This window comes from Synechococcus sp. CS-1328 (assembly GCF_025128095.1).
Taxonomy (GTDB): domain Bacteria; phylum Cyanobacteriota; class Cyanobacteriia; order PCC-6307; family Cyanobiaceae; genus CBW1002.
Genome location: NZ_JAHLYT010000047.1, coordinates 36,687 through 54,765, shown reverse-complemented (window position 1 = coordinate 54,765; position 18,079 = coordinate 36,687). Strand labels below are relative to the sequence as shown.

Annotated in this window: 18 protein-coding genes and 1 pseudogene; 16 read left to right on the top strand and 3 right to left on the bottom strand. The window is 67.3% G+C overall.

Going from position 1 to position 18,079, the window contains the following annotated elements; translation table 11 throughout:
- Positions 1–479: transposase (locus KQ310_RS08145; protein ID WP_259721258.1), on the top strand; the 479-nt coding region annotated here is incomplete at its 5' end.
- Between the two features lie 1,036 nt (positions 480–1,515).
- On the opposite strand, the gene crtL is transcribed toward KQ310_RS08145, so the two are convergent.
- Together crtL and gyrA are read right to left on the bottom strand one after the other, a co-directional pair.
- Entirely contained in the window at positions 1,516–2,745 is a 1,230-nt protein-coding gene (crtL, locus tag KQ310_RS08140; RefSeq protein WP_259721257.1) for a lycopene beta cyclase, read from the bottom strand.
- 8 nt (positions 2,746–2,753) lie between these two features.
- Complete coding sequence (gene gyrA, locus KQ310_RS08135) at positions 2,754–5,363, bottom strand: DNA gyrase subunit A (protein WP_259721256.1); 2,610 nt, start codon at positions 5,361–5,363, stop codon at positions 2,754–2,756.
- 40 nt (positions 5,364–5,403) lie between these two features.
- On the opposite strand from gyrA, the gene KQ310_RS08130 reads away from it, so the two are divergent.
- The 7 genes and pseudogenes from KQ310_RS08130 to KQ310_RS08100 form a co-directional block, all read left to right on the top strand.
- Positions 5,404–6,534, top strand: a complete 1,131-nt coding sequence (locus KQ310_RS08130; protein ID WP_259721255.1) for a homocysteine biosynthesis protein — start codon at positions 5,404–5,406, stop codon at positions 6,532–6,534.
- A 142-nt stretch (positions 6,535–6,676) separates the two neighbouring features.
- Positions 6,677–7,165 (top strand): CAAD domain-containing protein, encoded by a 489-nt coding sequence (locus KQ310_RS08125; protein ID WP_259721254.1) that lies wholly within the window; start codon positions 6,677–6,679, stop codon positions 7,163–7,165.
- Positions 7,166–7,222: 57 nt separating this feature from the next.
- Positions 7,223–8,386, top strand: coding sequence for a GuaB3 family IMP dehydrogenase-related protein (locus KQ310_RS08120; protein ID WP_259721253.1), 1,164 nt, complete (start codon positions 7,223–7,225; stop codon positions 8,384–8,386).
- A 237-nt stretch (positions 8,387–8,623) separates the two neighbouring features.
- Complete coding sequence (gene trxA / locus KQ310_RS08115; RefSeq protein ID WP_197153940.1) at positions 8,624–8,947, top strand: thioredoxin; 324 nt, start codon at positions 8,624–8,626, stop codon at positions 8,945–8,947.
- Between the two features lie 47 nt (positions 8,948–8,994).
- Complete coding sequence (locus tag KQ310_RS08110; protein WP_259721252.1) at positions 8,995–10,020, top strand: TIGR00730 family Rossman fold protein; 1,026 nt, start codon at positions 8,995–8,997, stop codon at positions 10,018–10,020.
- A complete protein-coding gene (gene hisH, locus KQ310_RS08105) occupies positions 10,017–10,646 on the top strand; it encodes an imidazole glycerol phosphate synthase subunit HisH (RefSeq protein WP_259721251.1) in 630 nt (209 codons plus the stop codon). Before KQ310_RS08110 ends, hisH begins: the two co-directional genes overlap by 4 nt.
- A gap of 10 nt (positions 10,647–10,656) precedes the next feature.
- Positions 10,657–11,211, top strand: a pseudogene (locus KQ310_RS08100) (RsmD family RNA methyltransferase); the annotation flags it as partial.
- Between the two features lie 81 nt (positions 11,212–11,292).
- On the opposite strand, the gene petG reads toward KQ310_RS08100, so the two are convergent.
- Positions 11,293–11,406, bottom strand: a complete 114-nt coding sequence (gene petG / locus KQ310_RS08095) for a cytochrome b6-f complex subunit V (RefSeq protein WP_015110794.1) — start codon at positions 11,404–11,406, stop codon at positions 11,293–11,295.
- A gap of 75 nt (positions 11,407–11,481) precedes the next feature.
- On the opposite strand from petG, the gene KQ310_RS08090 reads away from it, so the two are divergent.
- The 8 genes from KQ310_RS08090 to KQ310_RS08055 all read left to right on the top strand — a co-directional run bounded on the left by KQ310_RS08090 (position 11,482) and on the right by KQ310_RS08055 (position 18,072).
- The gene (locus KQ310_RS08090; RefSeq protein WP_259721250.1) at positions 11,482–11,919 is read left to right on the top strand and encodes a cytochrome c; all 438 of its coding nucleotides are present in this window, start codon (positions 11,482–11,484) and stop codon (positions 11,917–11,919) included.
- 4 nt (positions 11,920–11,923) lie between these two features.
- Complete coding sequence (locus KQ310_RS08085) at positions 11,924–12,727, top strand: RNA methyltransferase (protein ID WP_259721249.1); 804 nt, start codon at positions 11,924–11,926, stop codon at positions 12,725–12,727.
- A 26-nt stretch (positions 12,728–12,753) separates the two neighbouring features.
- Positions 12,754–13,815 (top strand): serine hydrolase, encoded by a 1,062-nt coding sequence (locus KQ310_RS08080; RefSeq protein WP_259721248.1) that lies wholly within the window; start codon positions 12,754–12,756, stop codon positions 13,813–13,815.
- Positions 13,816–14,059: 244 nt separating this feature from the next.
- A complete protein-coding gene (locus KQ310_RS08075) occupies positions 14,060–15,538 on the top strand; it encodes a DUF3370 domain-containing protein (protein WP_259721247.1) in 1,479 nt (492 codons plus the stop codon).
- Between the two features lie 58 nt (positions 15,539–15,596).
- A complete protein-coding gene (gene bchI / locus KQ310_RS08070; protein ID WP_259721246.1) occupies positions 15,597–16,685 on the top strand; it encodes a magnesium chelatase ATPase subunit I in 1,089 nt (362 codons plus the stop codon).
- Positions 16,686–16,697: 12 nt separating this feature from the next.
- On the top strand, positions 16,698–17,162 hold the full coding sequence (ruvC, locus tag KQ310_RS08065) for a crossover junction endodeoxyribonuclease RuvC (protein WP_197153935.1): 465 nt from the start codon (positions 16,698–16,700) through the stop codon (positions 17,160–17,162).
- Position 17,163: 1 nt separating this feature from the next.
- Positions 17,164–17,763 (top strand): 5-formyltetrahydrofolate cyclo-ligase, encoded by a 600-nt coding sequence (locus KQ310_RS08060; protein ID WP_259721245.1) that lies wholly within the window; start codon positions 17,164–17,166, stop codon positions 17,761–17,763.
- A gap of 126 nt (positions 17,764–17,889) precedes the next feature.
- On the top strand, positions 17,890–18,072 hold the full coding sequence (locus KQ310_RS08055) for a hypothetical protein (RefSeq protein ID WP_197153933.1): 183 nt from the start codon (positions 17,890–17,892) through the stop codon (positions 18,070–18,072).
- The last annotated feature ends 7 nt before the right edge of the window (positions 18,073–18,079 follow it).

The following is an 18,079-nucleotide window of genomic DNA, read 5'->3' as shown; positions in this document are numbered from 1 at the left end:
TCAGCTGGGACAACTACAATGAGGCGAATGACCTGATCGGGCGAGCCCAGCGATACAAGGAAGAACGAGGATACTATCCGGCACGAATTTGTGCGGATGCGATCTATATGACAGTCGCGAACAAGAAATTCTGCGAAGACAGTGACATCCGACTCAGTGGCCGCGCACGCAAGAAGGAGGCAGCGGTGACCGAAGGTCAGACAATAGAACAACGAGAGCTGTTTAAATCCGACCTGAGAAAGCGTTCGGTGATCGAAGGCAGAATCGGCACAAGCAAGAGAAAATATGGACTCGATCGGATCATGACGAAGCTCGTTGCAACCTCGAAATCGGTGATCGGGATGGCCTTCTTTGTGATGAATGCTGAGAAGATCTTGCGCTTGCTGCGCCTTTTATTGGCTTTGATTGCATCTGTGTGCATGATGATCATGTACTTGTTTTCTCCTGATCGTCGCGCAGCGATTCTGGGGACGTTTTAGGCAGCATCATTGAGCCATTTATTGATCAATTAACCAGGCACAGGCTTGTCAGAGCATCGCCCTTGATGGACCACGAAAGCTGGAAAACGAATTTCAGCAAGCCCTATTTCTTTGTAGGACAGCTGTTCTGCCACTCAGCCTGCCCGGGGCGGATGGCTCAGCTGAGGTCATCGGCAAGTGTTGCGGCGGCACCCTCAACCGATTTGGCGACAGATTCTGGCGATAGACTTAGCTCCTTGCTTCAGGTCGTCTGTTGTCGTCATGGCCGAGGCTTGCCTGGCCAGGCCCTTGAGGTGGATGCCTTTTCATGGGACAGGCTTGGCCCCTGTCGCTGGTGAGGTCGCCATAGGTGGATTCCGGCCGGCCCCCAACGGCTCTGGCCTTGGCATCCAGTGGGTTCGACAGGGTGGCGAGGGCCATGGGATCAGTCAGCGGCATGGTCGTTGGCCATGGCGGAGCATGGCATCAGCATGGAGCAGAAGAGAATGGCCAAAGACACAAGCGAAGCAAAGCAATCCTGCGCTGGATCTTCATCATATGCTTAGGCAACTTCTATGTGATGACCAGGTGGTGTTCGTCTAGGGAGACTCTGGAAAACCCCGATCACGCCCAAGGGAGCCACGGCACTGCAAGGGCTTTCACGAATCAAGATCGTAAAAATCGTGGTTTTCCAGTGCTTCCCTAGCATATAAAGCAGTTTCTGCAAGGTTCTTGCGAGGTTTTTGTGCGATCTTCTCGCGGTCTTGGTGCGTCTTTCAGGGCATCTCGGTGCGGAGTTGCTGCATTAGTCTTCTCTGCCTGCAGACCGCAGGCCCCGCGGCCATGCGCAGGACTGGATCCCGCCGGAGGGTCTTGCCGAGCTGCCGCATCTGCTGGCTTGAGTGGGAAGTGCCAGAGCGGCACCTGGTCCTTCGCAGGAGAACCCGTGCCGGCGCCCCCGCCCCCTATCCCCCCAATATCGATCTTCCCCTCGCCCTCGAACTGCTGCTGGTCCTGGTGATCGTGGCCACCCTGCCGCCGGCCCGCTCCGCCGCCCTCAGGGGCTCAACAGCCGACCCAGCAGCGCCAGCTCCCGTCCCCGGGGTTCCATCAGGCCCCAGCGCACGTCCCAGGGGGCGGATCCGTACAGCTTCAACATGGCCCCCACCAGCTCCGGCAGCGGCAGGGTGTTGGAGAGGAAGCCATACCACTGCCGATTGGGAAGGTGGAAGAAGGTCTCGAAGAAGTGGCAGATCTGCTCCTCGGGAAACCGCATCAGCTTCTCGAGGCCGAACTGATACAAGGCATGCTTGCGGCGTAGCTCCTGCGGCCAGAGGGCTGCCCAGGAGTGCCGGGCCAGCTCCGCCGTGGTGCAGTGCGGATCCGACAGCGCTTCAGCCACCGCCTCGGCCAGCACCGGCGCCCGGCGCAGCAGCGAGCCCACCATGTAGCCCGAGGCCGGATGGACCATGCTGGCGGCTCCGCCAAAGCCCAGCACCGGTTGATCCAGGTGTGGCAGCGGCAGATTCATCGGGAATAGGCAGAACTCCTCGTGATGGATCTCCTGCACCGCCACGCCGCGATGGCTGAGGCGGCGCTGCAGGCGCTGCTTCAGCACCGCAAAGGGAAGAGCGGGTGCCAGGGCGAGGGAGGTCTCCTCCACGAAGAACACGCCATCGCCCAGATCCATGGCGTAGAGAAAGCTGGGCGGTTGCTGCCGCTCCTCCGGCGTGAGGTGGTCGGCGCGGAAATCCATCAGGACGAACTGGTTCGGATCCACCGGTGGCGCCGAGAATCGCCCCACGATTCCGTAGGCGGCCTGGCCGGCCACGGGTCCCCGATCGGGCCGGCGCACGAACACCGGCTGATGGCCGCTGGCATCCACCACCAGTCGGGCCCGCAGCTGGCTGCCATCGGCCAGGCTCACCGTGGAATGGTGGGAGCCGTGCTCGATCCGGGTCGCCTGGCCGCACTGCCACAGCAAGCCGGCGGCCTGACCGTGCTCCAGCCAGTGCTGTTGCAATTTGCAGCGATCGAACAGGCCATAGTCCCGGTCATGGCTGAGGGGTTCGGGCCCGAACCAGCTCACCGTGGTGCTCCAGCGGTGGGCCAGCAGATGGCTCAGCCCCAGGCTGTCCACCTCCTCGCCCCAGACGCCGTAGGTGTTCTCCCAGGGGGTCTCAGGAGGCTGAGGCGCCAGGGCGATCACATTGACGCCGCAGGTGCCGAGGGCAGCTGTGATCGCCAGCGCCGCCGGTCCGCTGCCGATCACCAGAACATCGACCATGGCAGACCTCAGGCCTCGGGATCCGGGGCGTTCAGGAGTTCCTCGTCGCCCTCCGGCGCCGGCGGCACCAGCACCACCTCGCTGAGGCGGTCGCCGGAATCGAGCTTCTGGAGCCTCACCCCCGTGGCGGCGCGCGACTGCTGCGGCACCGCATCGGCCTGCATCCGCACGATCACGCCGCGCTCGCTCACCAGCAGCAACTCCTCGCCGCTGCCCACCACCTTGAGGCCCACCAGCACGTCGCCATTGCGGCGGAACTTCATGGTGCGCAAGCCCATGCCGGCCCGTTTCTGGAGCCGGAACTGATCCACCGGCACCCGCTTGCCCAGCCCACTGGCTGAGGCGACAAGCACCCAGGGCCCTTCGGAGGGCGCCAGTTCTTCGCCGTCGGCTTCGGCATCACCGTCGTCTTCGCTGGTGGCACTGCGGGCGACCCGATCAGCCAGCTCCACGGGCAGCACATCCATGCTCACCAGCTGATCACCGGCGCGCAGATTCATGGCCCGCACGCCTCTGGCCGTGCGTCCCAGCGGCCGCAGTTCCTCATCGAGGAGACGGAAGTGGATGGTCATGCCCTGGCGCGAGCCGATCAGCACGCTGTCGCCGGGCAGGGCCAGCCGCACCCAGGTGAGGGCATCGCCATCTTCCAGGGAAATGGCGATCAGGCCATTGGAGCGGATATTGGCGAAGGCCGAGAGGTTGGTGCGCTTGATGTAGCCGCCGCTGGTCAACATCAGCAGCTGCATGCTGTCGTCGAAGTCGCTCACGGCCAGCAGGGAGGTGAGGGCCTCCTCGCGCGGAATCGGCAGCAACTGCACCACCGGTGTTCCCTTGGCGGCACGGCTGCAGAGCGGCACGCGGTAGGCGGGGATGGAATACACCACACCGCGATCGCTGAACAGCAGCAAGGCATCGTGATCGTTGCAGCTGATGAACAGCTTCACCGCCTCTTCGCCCTGGCTCTTGGTGCCGGCCTTGCCGCGGGTGCCGCGGCTGGTGGCCTCGAACTCACTCACCGGCATCCGCTTGAGGTAGCCGTTCTCGGTGAGCAACACCACAGAGCGCTCATTGGCGATCAGGTCGATGTCTTCGAGGCCGCCTTCGAGATCGAGGATCTCGGTGCGGCGGGGCGAGCCGTAACGGGTGCGGATGGCCTGCAGCTCCTCCTCGATCAGCCCCAGCACCCGCTCCCGCCGGGCCAGGATGTCCTGGTAGTCGGTGATCTTGGCGAGCAGATCCTCGTGCTCCAGCCGGATCTTGTCGGCTTCCAGGGCGGTGAGGCGCCGCAGCTGCATCTGCAGGATCGCGTCGGCCTGGATCTCGGTCAGGCCGAACTGCTCGGTCAGGGCGATGCGGGCTGTGGCGGTGTCGGCCGCGCTGCGGATCAGGGCGATGATCGCATCGAGATTGTCAAGGGCGATCAGCAGGCCGAGCAGGATGTGATCGCGCTCCTCGGCCTTGCGAAGCAGATAGCGCGTGCGCCGCTCGATCGTCTCGATGCGGAACTCAAGGAACACCTGCAGCATCTTGCGCAGGGTGAGCAGCACCGGTTCGCCCTTGACCAGCGCCAGCATGTAGGCGCTGAAATTATTCTGGAGTGGCGTGAGTTTGAACAGATTGTTCAGCACCACCTGCGGGTAAGCATCCCGCCGCAGTTCAATCACGATCCGCATTCCATCGCGATCCGATTCGTCGCGGATGTCGGCGATGCCCTCCAGCTTCTTGTCATTCACCATTTCGGCGATCCGCTCGATCAGCGCCGCCTTGTTGGTCTGGTAGGGAAGCTCGGTGATGATCACCGCATCGCGGTCCGGACGGCCCTTGGCCTCCACGGTCTCGATCATCGCCACACCGCGCATCGTCACCGAGCCGCGGCCGGTGGTGTACATCTCGCGGATGCCTCGGCGGCCGAGGATCTGGCCGCCGGTGGGGAAATCCGGCCCGGGAACCAGGGCCAGCAGCTGACGATCGTCGAGTTCGGGGTCGGCGATCAGGGCCAGCAGGCCATCAATCAGCTCGGTGAGGTTATGGGGCGGAATGTTGGTGGCCATCCCCACGGCGATGCCGGTGGAGCCATTCAGCAGCAGCTGGGGGATGCGCGCCGGCATCACCGTCGGTTCCTGCTGGCTGCCGTCGAAGTTGTCGGCGAAATCGACCGTTTCGCTCTCGATGTCTTCGAGCAGGCTGTCGGTGGTGAGGGCCTGCAGGCGCGATTCGGTGTAGCGCATCGCCGCCGGCGGATCGTTGTCCACCGAGCCGAAGTTGCCATGCCCATCGATCAGGGGCATGCGCATCGAGAAGTCCTGGGCCATGCGCACCAGGGCGTCGTAGACCGCCGTGTCGCCGTGGGGGTGGTACTTACCCAGCACCTCGCCCACCACCCGGGCGCATTTGCGGTAGGGCCGGTCGCTGGTCAGACCCAGCTCGTACATCGCATAGAGGATGCGGCGATGCACCGGCTTCAGGCCATCGCGGGCATCGGGAAGGGCCCGGCCCACGATCACGCTCATCGCATACTCCAGGTAGGAGCGCGACATTTCGTTGCGAAGGTCGGCCTGGATGATCCGCCCGTCGGATTCCCCGGGACCTGTGGGTCCGGGCCCGCTTGGATCCGCCATGCACGACCGTCTCTAGAAGACGCCAGTTTATCGAAGCCCCATGAGCCGAACGGTTCGCACTGAGGTCGATCTGCAGCGGCGGCAGCGGCAGGGCACGTTGCGGGTCTGCACGGCCGTCGTTTTCCGGCAGCGGGTGGCCGAGCTGGGGCTGGAGCAGGCCTACGCCGCAACCGATGTGGTGGTGGCCGCCGACGCCAGCTTCATCGATCAGGGTTGCTTGCTGCTCGGCTTGGGCCCCACCGATCCACCGATCCGGATCCGGGAGGCACAGGTGGATGGGGTGGCGGCCCTGGCCGGTGCCGGACCGGGCGAGCTGTTGCTGCCGATCGCCGCTGGGGGAGCCCAGGTGCTGGCGAACCTGCTGGCCGGTCGGCGGGTGAGCCTGGCGGCCACCGGCGACGCCACGGCTCTGCAGCCCCGGCCGGAACTGCACACCAGCCTTGACCTCGATCGCATCGGCGTGGCCCGCCTCAGCCTGCATCGCGCCATCAGCGAGAACGGCGTGGTGGCGGTGAGCAGCGCCGAAGGGCTGATCCGCTCCCCCTACGGCCCCCTGCTGGGCCCCTTCGGCAACGCGTTGTTCAGCTGTGGTGGCGCCGGCAGCATCGGCCTGACGATGCCGGGCCTGGCCGGCTTGGGACCGGGGTCACCGGTGCTGGTGGCTGGTGGGATGGGTGTGGTGCTGGGGGCGGGCAGCGGCCATCAGCCGCGGCCGCGGCGCCAGGCCAGCGGCCATGCCCGCACGCCCGGCGCCGTGGCAGCGGTGAGCGTGGACCTGGCTGATCTTGATCTGCGCTGGCTGCGGGCCAGCCATTTCGAGGGGCAGGGCAGTGCCCTGCTGGTGGCGCTGGCGGCACCGGTTCCCCTGCTCAGCGAGGCCGTCGCCCGTCGCGCCGCCGCCCCCAATGAACAGTTGGAGGCTCCGGTGCTCGACCTGTCGATCCCGCGGCGGATCAAGCCCAGCTTCGGCGGTGTGCCCTATGCCCAGCTGCTGGCGGGTCGGGTGCAGGTCAGTGGCCGATCGCTGCGCTGCGCCCCGGCCCACAGCATTCGCCTGGCGGCCGAGATCGGCGAGGAGCTGGTGCAACGTCTGCAGGAGGGACGCTTCCCGCTGCGACTGCCGCTGCAGCCCCTGACGGAGCGAGCGGCCCTGCTTCCCCTCGATCCCTGAAGGATGTCCCTGGACGCCTTGGACCCTGAAGGCCCTCCTGGAACTGCTGAGATTGCCTCCCCAGGGATCTGCATCCCGAGACCTCCCGCCTGGAACGCCTGGAAAGGTCGCCGTAAGCTCCGCTCCAGCCCTGCCTGGACCCATGGTCGACAGTTCCAGTCCGATGCCGTCCGCCGAGGATGCCGGCATGCCTGCCCCCGCAGCTCCTGCCGTGGAGGCTGCCCAGGCCCCGGACGTCACCACACCGGCTCCTGACAGCGACTCGCCGCTGGCCGCCACCTTGACGGTGCCTCCTCTGGAGAGTGAAGCCGCTGAGGGTGGCGAATGGCAGCTGCTGGTCTCGAAGCTGCAGGACTGGTTCGCCAGCGGCGCCGTGCAGGAGCTCTGGCAGCAGCTGCGCTCCCCCCTGATCGCCCTGGCGGTGCTGATCGGCGTGGTGATGCTGCTGAAGGTGTATGCCGGCGTGATCGGGGCGATGCAGAGCCTTCCCCTGCTGCCCGGGCTGCTGGAGCTGGTGGGGGTCATCTGGCTCAGCCGCTTCGCGGTGACCAAGCTGGTGACCAGCAAGGATCGCCAGGCCCTGCTGCAGGACTGGAGCAGCCGCTGGGAATCCTTTCGTGGCAGGGGCTGAGTCGAGGCGGTGATGTGACGGCTTGTTGATAGTTTGTCTCGATTGCGTCAACCTCCGGTGAACATCCAGCTCGGTCGATCCCGCACCGTCCGCCGTGCCTACGGCATCGATGAGATCGCCCTGGTGCCCGGTGGCCGGACCGTTGATCCGGCGGTGACCGACAGCAGCTGGACCCTGGGTGGCATCGATCGCGAGATCCCGATCATCGCTAGTGCGATGGATGGGGTAGTGGACGTGGACATGGCCGTGGAACTCACCAGGCAAGGGGCCCTGGGGGTGCTGAACCTGGAGGGGGTGCAGTGCCGCTACGACGATCCCAACCCCGTGCTGGATCGCATCGCCGCCGTGGGCAAGGACGCCTTCGTGCCGCTGATGCAGGAGCTCTACAGCCAGCCGGTCCGGGAGGATCTGATTCGCCAGCGGATCGCTGAGATCAAGGCCAAGGGCGGCATTGCCGCGGTGAGTGCCACCCCCGTGGCGGCCCTGAAGTTCGGCAAGGCGATCGCCGAGGCCGGTGCCGACCTCTTCTTCGTCCAGGCCACGGTGGTGAGCACCGAGCACATCGGCCCTGAAGGCCAGGAGACCCTGGATCTGGCCACCCTCTGCCGCGACTTCGGCGTGCCGGTGGTGATCGGCAACTGCGTCACCTACGAGGTGGCCCTGCAACTGATGCGTGCCGGCGCCGCCGGTGTGATGGTGGGCATCGGCCCTGGCGCCGCCTGCACCTCGCGCGGCGTGCTTGGCATCGGCATCCCCCAGGCCACCGCGGTGGCCGACTGCGCAGCGGCCCGCGACGACTATCAGACGGAGAGCGGTCGTTACGTGCCGATCGTGGCGGATGGTGGCATCGTCACCGGCGGCGACATCTGCAAATGCCTGGCCTGCGGCGCCGACGCCGTGATGATCGGCTCACCGATCGCCCGTGCCGCCGAAGCCCCGGGCCGCGGCTTCCACTGGGGCATGGCCACCCCCAGCCCCGTGTTGCCCAGGGGCACCCGCATCAAGGTGGGCACCACCGGCAGCCTCGAGAAGATCCTGCGCGGCCCCGCTGGCCTCGATGACGGCACCCAGAATCTGCTGGGCTGCATCCGCACCTCCATGGGCACCCTGGGTGCCCGCACCATCAAGGACATGCAGCAGGTGGAGGTGGTGGTCGCTCCGTCGCTGCTCACCGAAGGGAAGGTGTATCAGAAGGCCCAGCAGCTGGGCATGGGCAAGTGATTCCGGGCCTGTCGCAAGCTGAGATTCAGTTCGGGCGTCGGCGAGACGGGCGTTAATCTCAGGGTGTGGGGGCTACGGCTCGCACACTCCTCACACCCCCCGGCCCGGCGCGTCCGGGCTTTTTGTCTTCCTGGCCCCTGGATCTTGTCCCATCAAGCCGTGCAACGCTTCGACGGGAGCCGTCTGGAGGATTCAGGGGCCGTTGCTAGATTCGAATCACCCTGATCCCAGTTAAGGATGTCCAGCGCTGCAGCCGTCACCGACGCCTCCTTTGAGCAAGACGTGCTCAAGAGCGACGTGCCTGTGCTGGTGGATTTCTGGGCTCCCTGGTGCGGCCCCTGCCGGATGGTGGCGCCGATCGTCGATGAAATTGCCAAGGAATTCGAGGGCAAGATCAAGGTGTTCAAGCTCAACACCGATGAGAACCCCAATGTTGCCAGTCAGTACGGCATCCGTTCCATCCCAACCCTGATGGTGTTCAAGGGCGGCAACAAGGTGGATACCGTCGTTGGAGCTGTTCCCAAGACCACCCTCTCCGGAACGATTTCCAAGTACCTCTGACTCCCTCTCTTTCCACCCTCGACGGCTTCGGTCAGAGCCCCCTGCAGGTGCTGGGCAACCTGCTTCAGGGGCATCCACAGCGCCGTCAGATCGAGCGCACCATCGTCACGCTTCTGGAGATCGCCCGCAGCAGTGACGACACCAGTGAATGGCGTCTGATCAATGGCGCCATGGCGGATATCCGCGATGGACTTGCGGTGTTCCAGCCCCACCGCCAGACCCGCAAGGTGACGGTGTTCGGCTCGGCCCGCACGTCCCCCGAGGATCCCTCGTACCAGCTGGCCATCGAGCTGGCCGCGGCAGCGGTGGCTCAGGGCTTCGAGGTGATGACCGGAGCCGGTGGCGGCGTCATGGAGGCGGCCAACCAGGGAGCCGGATGCGAGAACAGCATCGGCCTCAACGTGGATCTGCCGTTTGAGCAGCACGCCAATCGCTACGTGAGTGGCTGCGACGGGCGGCTGCTTCACTTCCGCTACTTTTTCACCCGCAAACTGTTCTTCCTGCGGGAAAGCGATGCCCTGGTGGTGATGCCGGGCGGGTTCGGCACCTTCGATGAACTGTTCGAGTCCCTGACCCTGATTCAGACCGGTCGCACCCCGCCGATCCCCCTGGTGCTTCTGGCGCCGGAAGGGGATCGCTTCTGGGAGGTGTGGCAGGACGACATCCGCCGCAGCCTGGTGGATCGTGGCCTCATCTCACCGGAAGACACCTCGCTACTGCGGGAAGCACGCACGGCCCAGGAGGCCATCGCCCAGATCAGCCGGTTCTACCGCGTCTATCACGGCACCAATCTGGGCGAAGACCGCCTCGAACTGCTGCTGCACGTTCCCGTGCCGATCGCTCTGCTGGCCGAACTCAACCGCGAGTTCGAGCAGCTGGTCGAGGAGGGCACCATCAGTGCGGGTGAAAGCTGTGATGAAAACGGCATCCTGCGGCCCTGCCTCCGCTTCCAGCTCGACAAGCGCCGCATCGGCCAGCTCTATCAGCTGATCGACCGTCTCAATGGGCTCGATCTGGCCCCCTGTCCGGCCCTGGAGCAACCCGGTGTGCGTCTGGTGGAGGCGACCCTGTGATCCGGCTTGGGCTGCTCGACTACGGCATGGGCAACCTCCACTCGGTGCAGCGGGCCTTCGAGCGTCTCGGCGCCACGGTGGTGCCGATCCACGCCGCCGCGGAGATCGAGGGCCTGCAGGCCCTGGTGCTGCCGGGGGTGGGGGCGTTTGATCCAGCCATGGAGCGCCTGGAGCAGTCGGGGTTGATCCCGGCGATTGCCGCATGGTGTGGAGCTGGCCGGCCCCTGCTGGGCATCTGCCTGGGGCTGCAGCTTCTCTTCGAGGCCAGCGATGAAGGGCAACGCCCCGGGCTGGGATTACTGGCCGGGCGGGTCAGCGCCCTGCCTCGACTGCCGGGTCATCCAATCCCGCACATGGGATGGGCACCGCTGCTGCCGGCCCAGGCCAGTGCGCTGCTCCCCGATGGGCTACCGCCGCAGTGGGTCTATTTCGTGCACTCCTATGCCGCCGAACCTCTGGACCCGGCCTGTGTCACCGCCCAGGTGGATTTCGGTGGGGTGCCGCTCACCGCGGCGGTCTGGCAGGAGCGGATCGCGGCCTGTCAGTTCCATCCAGAAAAATCGGGCCCGGTGGGCGAGGCGATGCTGCGCCGCTGGCTGGAGTGGCTCGCGCAGCTGCCCACCTGAGAGGAGCCTCGTGAGCCTGCGTCTCAGCGGTGGCCGCACCCTGCTCAGCCCGCCGGGGCATGGGGCCCGCCCCACCCCGGCCCGGGTGCGAGAGGCGGTGATGAACATGCTGTGCCGCGATCTGCCGGGTGCGACCTGGCTGGATCTGTTCAGCGGCAGCGGTGCCATGGGCTGTGAAGCCCTGCAGCGTGGAGCCGCCGTGGTGGTGGCGGTGGACAAGGATCGACGCCATGCCGCCATCAGCCGCAGAAACCTGGAAGCTGTCGCCGGTGTGACGGCTGCCAGCCGCTGGACCCCCGAACGGACCACGGTTTCAGATTCCTGCCTGACGGAGTCCCAGTTGACGAGCTATTCGTTGACGGTGCCGAAGCTGACGGTGATCTGCCAGGAGGTGATCGGCTGGCTCAAGAGGGAGCAGGCCGGTCGTGGATGCGATCTGATCTATGCAGATCCTCCCTACCGGGCTGGGCTCTACCCGGCAATCGCGGCGGCTCTGCTGGCCGGGAGGTGGCTTGCACCGGGGGGAACGCTGATCTGGGAGTGTGCCAGCGAGACCCTGCCCGAGCTGCCAGCGGGATGGCGCTGCCGCGATGAGCGGCGCTACGGCAGCACCACGGTTCAGCTGCTGGAGGTCAGCAGACCGGCTTCAGCCGCCGAGGGCACTGCCACGGCGGTACTGGTTCCAGGCGGCCACGAACAGCCCCACCAGGGTCACGGGGATCAGACCCAGCACGATGCCGCAGAGCAGGGGTTCGATCATGGGGAAACGCCGTGACGGGAAGCACGGCACAATTCTTCCATGCGCCGGTCGGCACTGCGTGCCTTTTCTCCATCCGTGACAGCCCCTCCCTCCCCCGCGCTGAGCAGCCCAGACGGTCTCTCCGGCATCGTGCCGCGGGGAGAGGATGAGGGTTCAGGTGGACGGAGACGTGGCTTGGTCGTGGCCCTGGTGGCGGTGGCTGCCGCGGCCTGCATCCTGCTGGTGCTGGTGGTGCTGCCGGCGGCTCGGATGGATCCCTACACCCGCCAGACGATCGAGCTCACCGGCTCGGCCGGTAACGGCGGGCGACTGTTTCGACTCAACTGTGCCGGTTGCCACGGCCTGGCGGCCCAGGGGCTGGTGGGCCCGAATCTGCATGGCGTGGATCGCCGCAAGAGCGACCGCCAGCTGATCGAGCAGGTGGTGAGTGGCCGCACCCCGCCGATGCCGCGCTTCCAGCCCGATCCCCAGGCCATGGCCGATCTGCTCGCCTTCCTCCACACCCTGCCTTGATCCCTTGAGCCTCGACCGGCCGTCCATCGCCGTGGTGCTGGTGGAGCCGGCCGGCCCGCTCAACGTCGGCAGCGTCGCCCGGCTGTGCGCCAACTTCGGGGTGGATCGGCTGCGCTTGGTGGCTCCCCGCTGCGATCCCCTCGGCGAGGAAGCGGTGCGGATGGCGGTGCATGGCCGCTCCCTGCTGGAGGCGGCCAGCCGCCACAGCTGCCTGGCCGAGGCCCTGGCCGATTGCCGGCGGGTGGTGGCCACCAGCGGCCGCCTCGATGCGCCGCCCCTGCCGCTGTTGCCTCCAGGAGAGGCCCTGCGCTGGCTGCTGGTGGGCTCCGCAGCGACGGCCGCGGCCGCACCCTCCGCGGCCCCGGCGGCAATGGCGGCGCCCCTGGCCCTGGTCTTCGGCCGGGAGGATCGGGGCCTCAGCAACGACGAGCTGCTGCAGGCCGGAAGGCTGCTGCAGATCGGCACCGGCGCCGCCTACGCCTCGCTCAACCTCTCCCATGCCGTGGCGGTGGTGCTGCACGAGCTGCACGGCCTGCGCAGCGCGGGTGAAGCGACGCCCTCTCCAGCGGGCGCCGTTAGAGCGGAGGATCCGGGGGATCCCGCCACCCGGGCGGCCCTGGAAGCCAGCCTGGCGGATGCCGAGGAACTGCTTCTGGAGGTTGGGTTTCTCTATCCGCACACCGCCCATGCCCGCATGGCCAAAGTGCGGGCCCTGCTGCAGCGCGCCCAGATCGACGAGGGCGAGGTGGCCCTGCTGCGCGGCATGGTGCGACAGCTGCGCTGGGCGAGTCGGCGGGGAAGCCCTTAGCGTCACCCCAGCCATTGCTGTCCTCCGTGAGTGCCGGCCGTCCGCCTCGATCGAGCACCAACCGCTGGGGGCAGCCCCTGAAGCTGGTTCTGCGGCTGCTGGTGCTGGGGGTGGGTCTGGGGGTGATCACCGGCACCAGCTTGAAACTGCTGGCTCCCCGCCTGGCCGATGGCGCGATCCAGAAGCCTCTGGCCGATGCGGAGGTGGCCGGGAACGGCGCCAAGGGCCTGCCGCTCGGCAGCTTCGAGCCGCGTCAGGAGCTCACCGCCCTCAGCCAGAAATGGAGCCAGCTGGCTGCCGTCCACAAGGATCTCAAGGTCAGCGGCTTCCTTTTGGTGCTCGACGACGGCCGCTTCGGCCAACTTCAGCCTGATCTGCCCCTGCCGGCCGCCAGCTCGATCAAGACACCGATCCTGCTGGTGGGCCTTGAGGACTTCGACCACGGCAAAGTCCGCTGGAACGACCCCCTGCCCCTCACCAAGGAGGTGGTGGGCGGCGGAGCCGGCTGGATGGCAAGCCGGCCCGTGGGCAGCCGCTTCCCGTTCTACGAGGCGGCCACCGAGATGATCCGTGTGAGCGACAACAGCGCCACCAACCTGCTGATCAAGCGCGTGGGAGGCAAAACGATGATCAATGCTCGCTTCCAGCAACTGGGGCTGCCGGCCACGGTGGTGAACAACTGGCTGCCGGATCTGAACGGCACCAACACCACCAGTTCCCGGGATCTGGCCAAGGCGATCGCCCTGGTGGACACGGGCCAGAAGCTGAGTCCGCGTGCCCGCGACCTCTTCCGAGAGGTGATGGGCAAGTCACTTACCAACACCTTGATCCCCCTCGGTCTGCTCCAGGGACTGGGCAAGGATGCGGCCGATCCGGACAGCGAGCTGCTGAGCTTTGGGATCACCGTCTACAACAAGACCGGCGATATCGGCATCGCCTATGCCGATGCGGCCCTGATCCAGTTGCCCACAGGACAGCGGGCGGTGGCGGCCTTCATGGTGAAGGGTCCGTTCAACGATCCCCGCTCCACCGATCTGATCCGTGCCATGGCCGGGGCTGCGGCCCAGACCCTGGTCGGTCGCCGATGAGGGGTTCCCCAGCCCCACCTCACGCCCTGTGGGCGTCCTGCCTGTGCTCCGCCCGCCGCTGCTCCGCCTGCCGATGAAGCGTCCTTTCACGACCCGCCGCTCACCTGCCCGCCGGTCAGCTGCCCGCCGACCACATGAAAGCCATCAGCCGGACCTGCCTCAGCCGGCCTGCCAAGAGCCGGCCCTCCAGGAGCCTCTTGCCCAGCGACTTGGCTTCCTGCGCGCGCCGCTGCTTGGACTACTGGTGCTGAGCGGGAGCACAGCCCTGTCTGCCGCCGCTCTACCAGCGCTCTTGCTGCCCGTCGCCGCCCTGCCCCTGGCTGCGCTAGCCCAGGCAGCTCCCGGTGCCACTGCCAAGCAAGCGGAGCCGCGGTCCACACCAGCTGCGACAGCGCCGGCGGTCAGCCCCTCGCCGCCGCCGCCCCAATTACGGCGCCAGAGCGTGCGGGCCCTCCCCGGCGGGCTCGATGCCGTGCCGATGATCAACGACAACAACCCCGAACTGATCCGTGGACCGGGGATCCTGCTGTCCACCTTCGCGCCGGCCGGACGGGGCGTGCCGCAGGCCCATCTCGACCTGCCCCTGAACGGCCGCTTTGACCTGTTCAGCCACCACGTCTATGCCGGCAAGCCGGAGAGCCTCGATTCCACCCTATGGTTGGCCGTCGTGGCCGCACCCCGCGGCAAGCAGCCGGTGACCCTGCGGCTGCTGAGTGGCTCCACGGCCCTGTCCCAGTCGCTTGATCCGGCCCAGCCCTCCGCCCCCTTCCTTCCCCTGCCGGAGCTGTTGCAGCAGGGCTCAACGCCGGTGTTTTCCGGCCCGGGCAGCCGGGTGGCCACCGAGCTCCTGCAGCGTTACCGCAGTCCCCTGTTCCCTGAGCGCTGGACCCTGGCGCCCGGCAGCCTCACCACCTTGATGGTGCTGCCGATCCCCGTGCGGGGCCTCGACCCGCTGCTGAACGGCCGCAACCTGCAGCTGCGTTTCCAGAGCGATGGACCGGTGGATGTGGCCACCCTGGCGTCCTACGGCGATCCCGACACCCCGCCCGGCAGCGAAAGCTGGCAGGCCCTGCTCGAGGGCCCGCTCAGCCCTCGCGAGCACACCCCCACCCCCCGGGGCCAGAAGGGCGGCATCATCTATTCCCGCGTCAGCGGCGTGCAGACCGGCAGTACCTGGCGTGGCCGGATCAGTGATCCGGGCAGCCCCTACCTCTCGGTGCGGCAGGCGCCGATCTCCTGGCCGATCGCCTCCCTCGAGCGGGGCAGCCTCGGCACGGGCCAGGTGCAGACGGCGGAACTGGCGGGCTTCTACCCCGGCACCGCCTGGGCGGCCCATGGCAACTACGGCGTTGAATACGACCTCAGCCTGCCGTTACGAAACGACACGGCCAAGCCGGTTCAACTGCAGCTGGCCCTGGAATCGCCGATCAAGGCGGATCAGCCCCAGGGCGGCCTCCGCTTCCATTCGGTGCTTCCACGGGCGGTGATGTTCCGCGGCACGGTGGAGGTGCGGGGGCTCGACGACGGCGCCGGTCGGCCATCAGGCCGGCAGAGCTTCCATCTGGTGCAGCGGGCCGGCCAGGCCGGCCCCGTTCTGGGGCGCATCAGCCTGGCGCCGGGCCAGGTGCGGCAGGTACAGGTGCGGCTGATCTATCCCGCCGATGCCACGCCGCCGCAGGTGCTCAGCCTGCTGCCCGTTGAGCCTGCCCCCCAGCGCCTGTGAAACAATCCGCTCCAATCGGCCCTTGCGGGCCCTGTCCCTCCACCGTGCAGGCAATCTCGTGAGTCAAGTCCGGAAGCGCCGGGTCTTCCCCTTCACCGCCATCGTGGGGCAGGAGGAGATGAAGTTGGCCCTGTTGCTCAACGTGATCGACCCGCGCATCGGCGGGGTGATGATCATGGGCGACCGGGGCACGGGTAAGAGCACCACGATCCGGGCCCTGGCCGATCTGCTGCCCGAGATCGACGTGGTGGCGGGCGACCCCTACAACAGCTCTCCCACCGACCCCGACCTGCAGAGCGCCGAGGTGCGTCAGCGAGCCGAGCAGGGTGAGACCCTCCCCACCGAAGCCCGCCAGGTGCCCATGGTGGACCTGCCCCTGGGCGCCACCGAAGACCGGCTCTGCGGCACGATCGACATCGAGAAGGCCCTCAGCGAGGGCGTCCGCGCCTTCGAGCCGGGGCTGCTGGCCAAGGCCAACCGCGGCCTGCTCTATGTGGATGAGGTGAACCTGCTCGACGACCACCTGGTCGACGTGCTGCTCGATTCGGCCGCGTCGGGCTGGAACACGGTCGAGCGGGAAGGGGTGAGCGTGCGCCACCCGGCCCGCTTCGTGCTGATCGGCTCGGGCAACCCCGAGGAGGGCGAACTGCGGCCCCAGCTGCTGGATCGCTTCGGCATGAGCGTGGAGGTGCGCACCGTGCGTGATCCCGAGCTGCGGGTGCAGGTGGTGGATCAGCGCACAGCGTTTGATGACGATCCCGATGGCTTCAACACCGCCGTGCAGACCACCCAGGTGGCGTTGCAGGAGCGGGTGGTGGAGGCCCAACAGCGCCTCGGATCGGTGGTGATCGACGATGACCTGCGCATCCGGATCTCGGCCGTGTGCGGCGAGCTCGACGTCGACGGCCTGCGCGGCGACATCGTCACCAACCGTGCGGCCCGGGCTTTGGCGGCCTTCGAGGGGCGCACCGAGGTGAGCGAAGACGACGTGGCCAGGGTCGTGGCCTGCTGCCTGCGGCACCGCCTGCGCAAGGACCCCCTGGAGCAGATCGATTCCGGCGATCGGGTGGTGAAGATGTTCTGCAAGGTGTTTGAGCGGCCTGTGAGCACCGATCGGCGCGACTTCGAGCTGGCGCTGGCCGGCTGACGGCCTGCCGGCATGCGCATTCTTGGTATCGATCCCGGCCTGGCCCGGGTGGGCTATGGCGTGATCGACACCAGTGGCGGCCTGCAGCGCATGCTCGACTGCGGCATCATCCGCACCGATCCGGGCCGCAGCGAGGGGGATCGGATGGTGGAGATCGCCCGGGATCTCAGGCTGCTGATCCGCACCTGGAGGCCCCAGCTGGCGGCGGTGGAGAAGTTCTTCTTCTACCGCTCCAGCACCACGATCTCGGTGGTGCAGGCCCGCGGCGTGCTGATGATGACCCTGGCCCGCTTCAAGGTGCCGGTCGTGGAATTCCCACCCATGCAGATCAAGCTGGCCCTGGCGGGCTCGGGCCATGCCGAAAAGCAGGAGGTGCTGGAGGCGGTGATGCGGGAATTGCAGCTGGAGATCCCGCCGCGACCGGATGACGCCGCCGATGCCCTGGCTGTTGCCCTGACGGGCTGGTTCCAGCGCTGAGATGGCGGACTCGCTGGATGCCGGCCCCAGCGCCAAGACGCTGCTGCGCAACCACTGGCGAACCCGGCGGCGCGCCCTGCTGCCGGCTGCCGCAGCAGGCCTTGAGGCCATGGCCCGGCGCCAGCTGCCGGCCCTGGTGCCGCCGCAACGGAGCGTGGGCCTCTACTGGCCCCTGGCTGGCGAAGCGGATCTGCGGGGACTGGCCGATCTCTGGCCCGGTCGCCTCGCCCTGCCCTGGGCCCCGGCGGCGGCGGCCTCCGAACACCACGGCCTGCACTACCGGGCCTGGCAACCCTCGGAGCCGCTGCGGCCTGACGGCTGCGGCATCCCGGCGCCCGCTGATCCGCAGGCAGCGCTGGAGCCGGCGGAGCTGGCGCTGCTGCTGGTGCCGGCCCTGGCGGTGGATCGCCGCGGCCTTCGCCTCGGCTACGGCGGTGGTTGGTACGACCGCCTGCGGGCCCAGCCAGCCTGGCGGGATCTGCGGGCGCTGGTGGTGCTGCCCCAGGGCTGCGTGGTGGAGGCGCTGCCGGCCGATCCCTGGGACGTGCCCTTCCACGGCTGGTTGAGCGAGTCCGAGCTGGTGCTGTTGCCGAAATCCTGACCCGCCAGAGCTCAACCCTCAGCCGTCTGAATCATTGCAACCTTGTAACTCCTGGGCTCCGAGCCACTGAGGACGCCTTGAATTTGGCAGGATCAGAGCCTCGAAGTTCTGGTCGAGCCGGTTCCGATGCGTTCTCCCGCCCTCTCCGCCCTGACCGATTCCGCCCCTGAGCGCGTGCTCGCCTCAGAGCTGCAGGCCCGCGGACAGGCCGGTGGGTCATCCAGCGATGCCCTCTCGCTGATGGTGAGTTCGATGGTGCGGATGGTGCAGGCCGGGAAAAGCAGCGATAGTCGCTGGAAAGCGTCCTGAGTTCTCC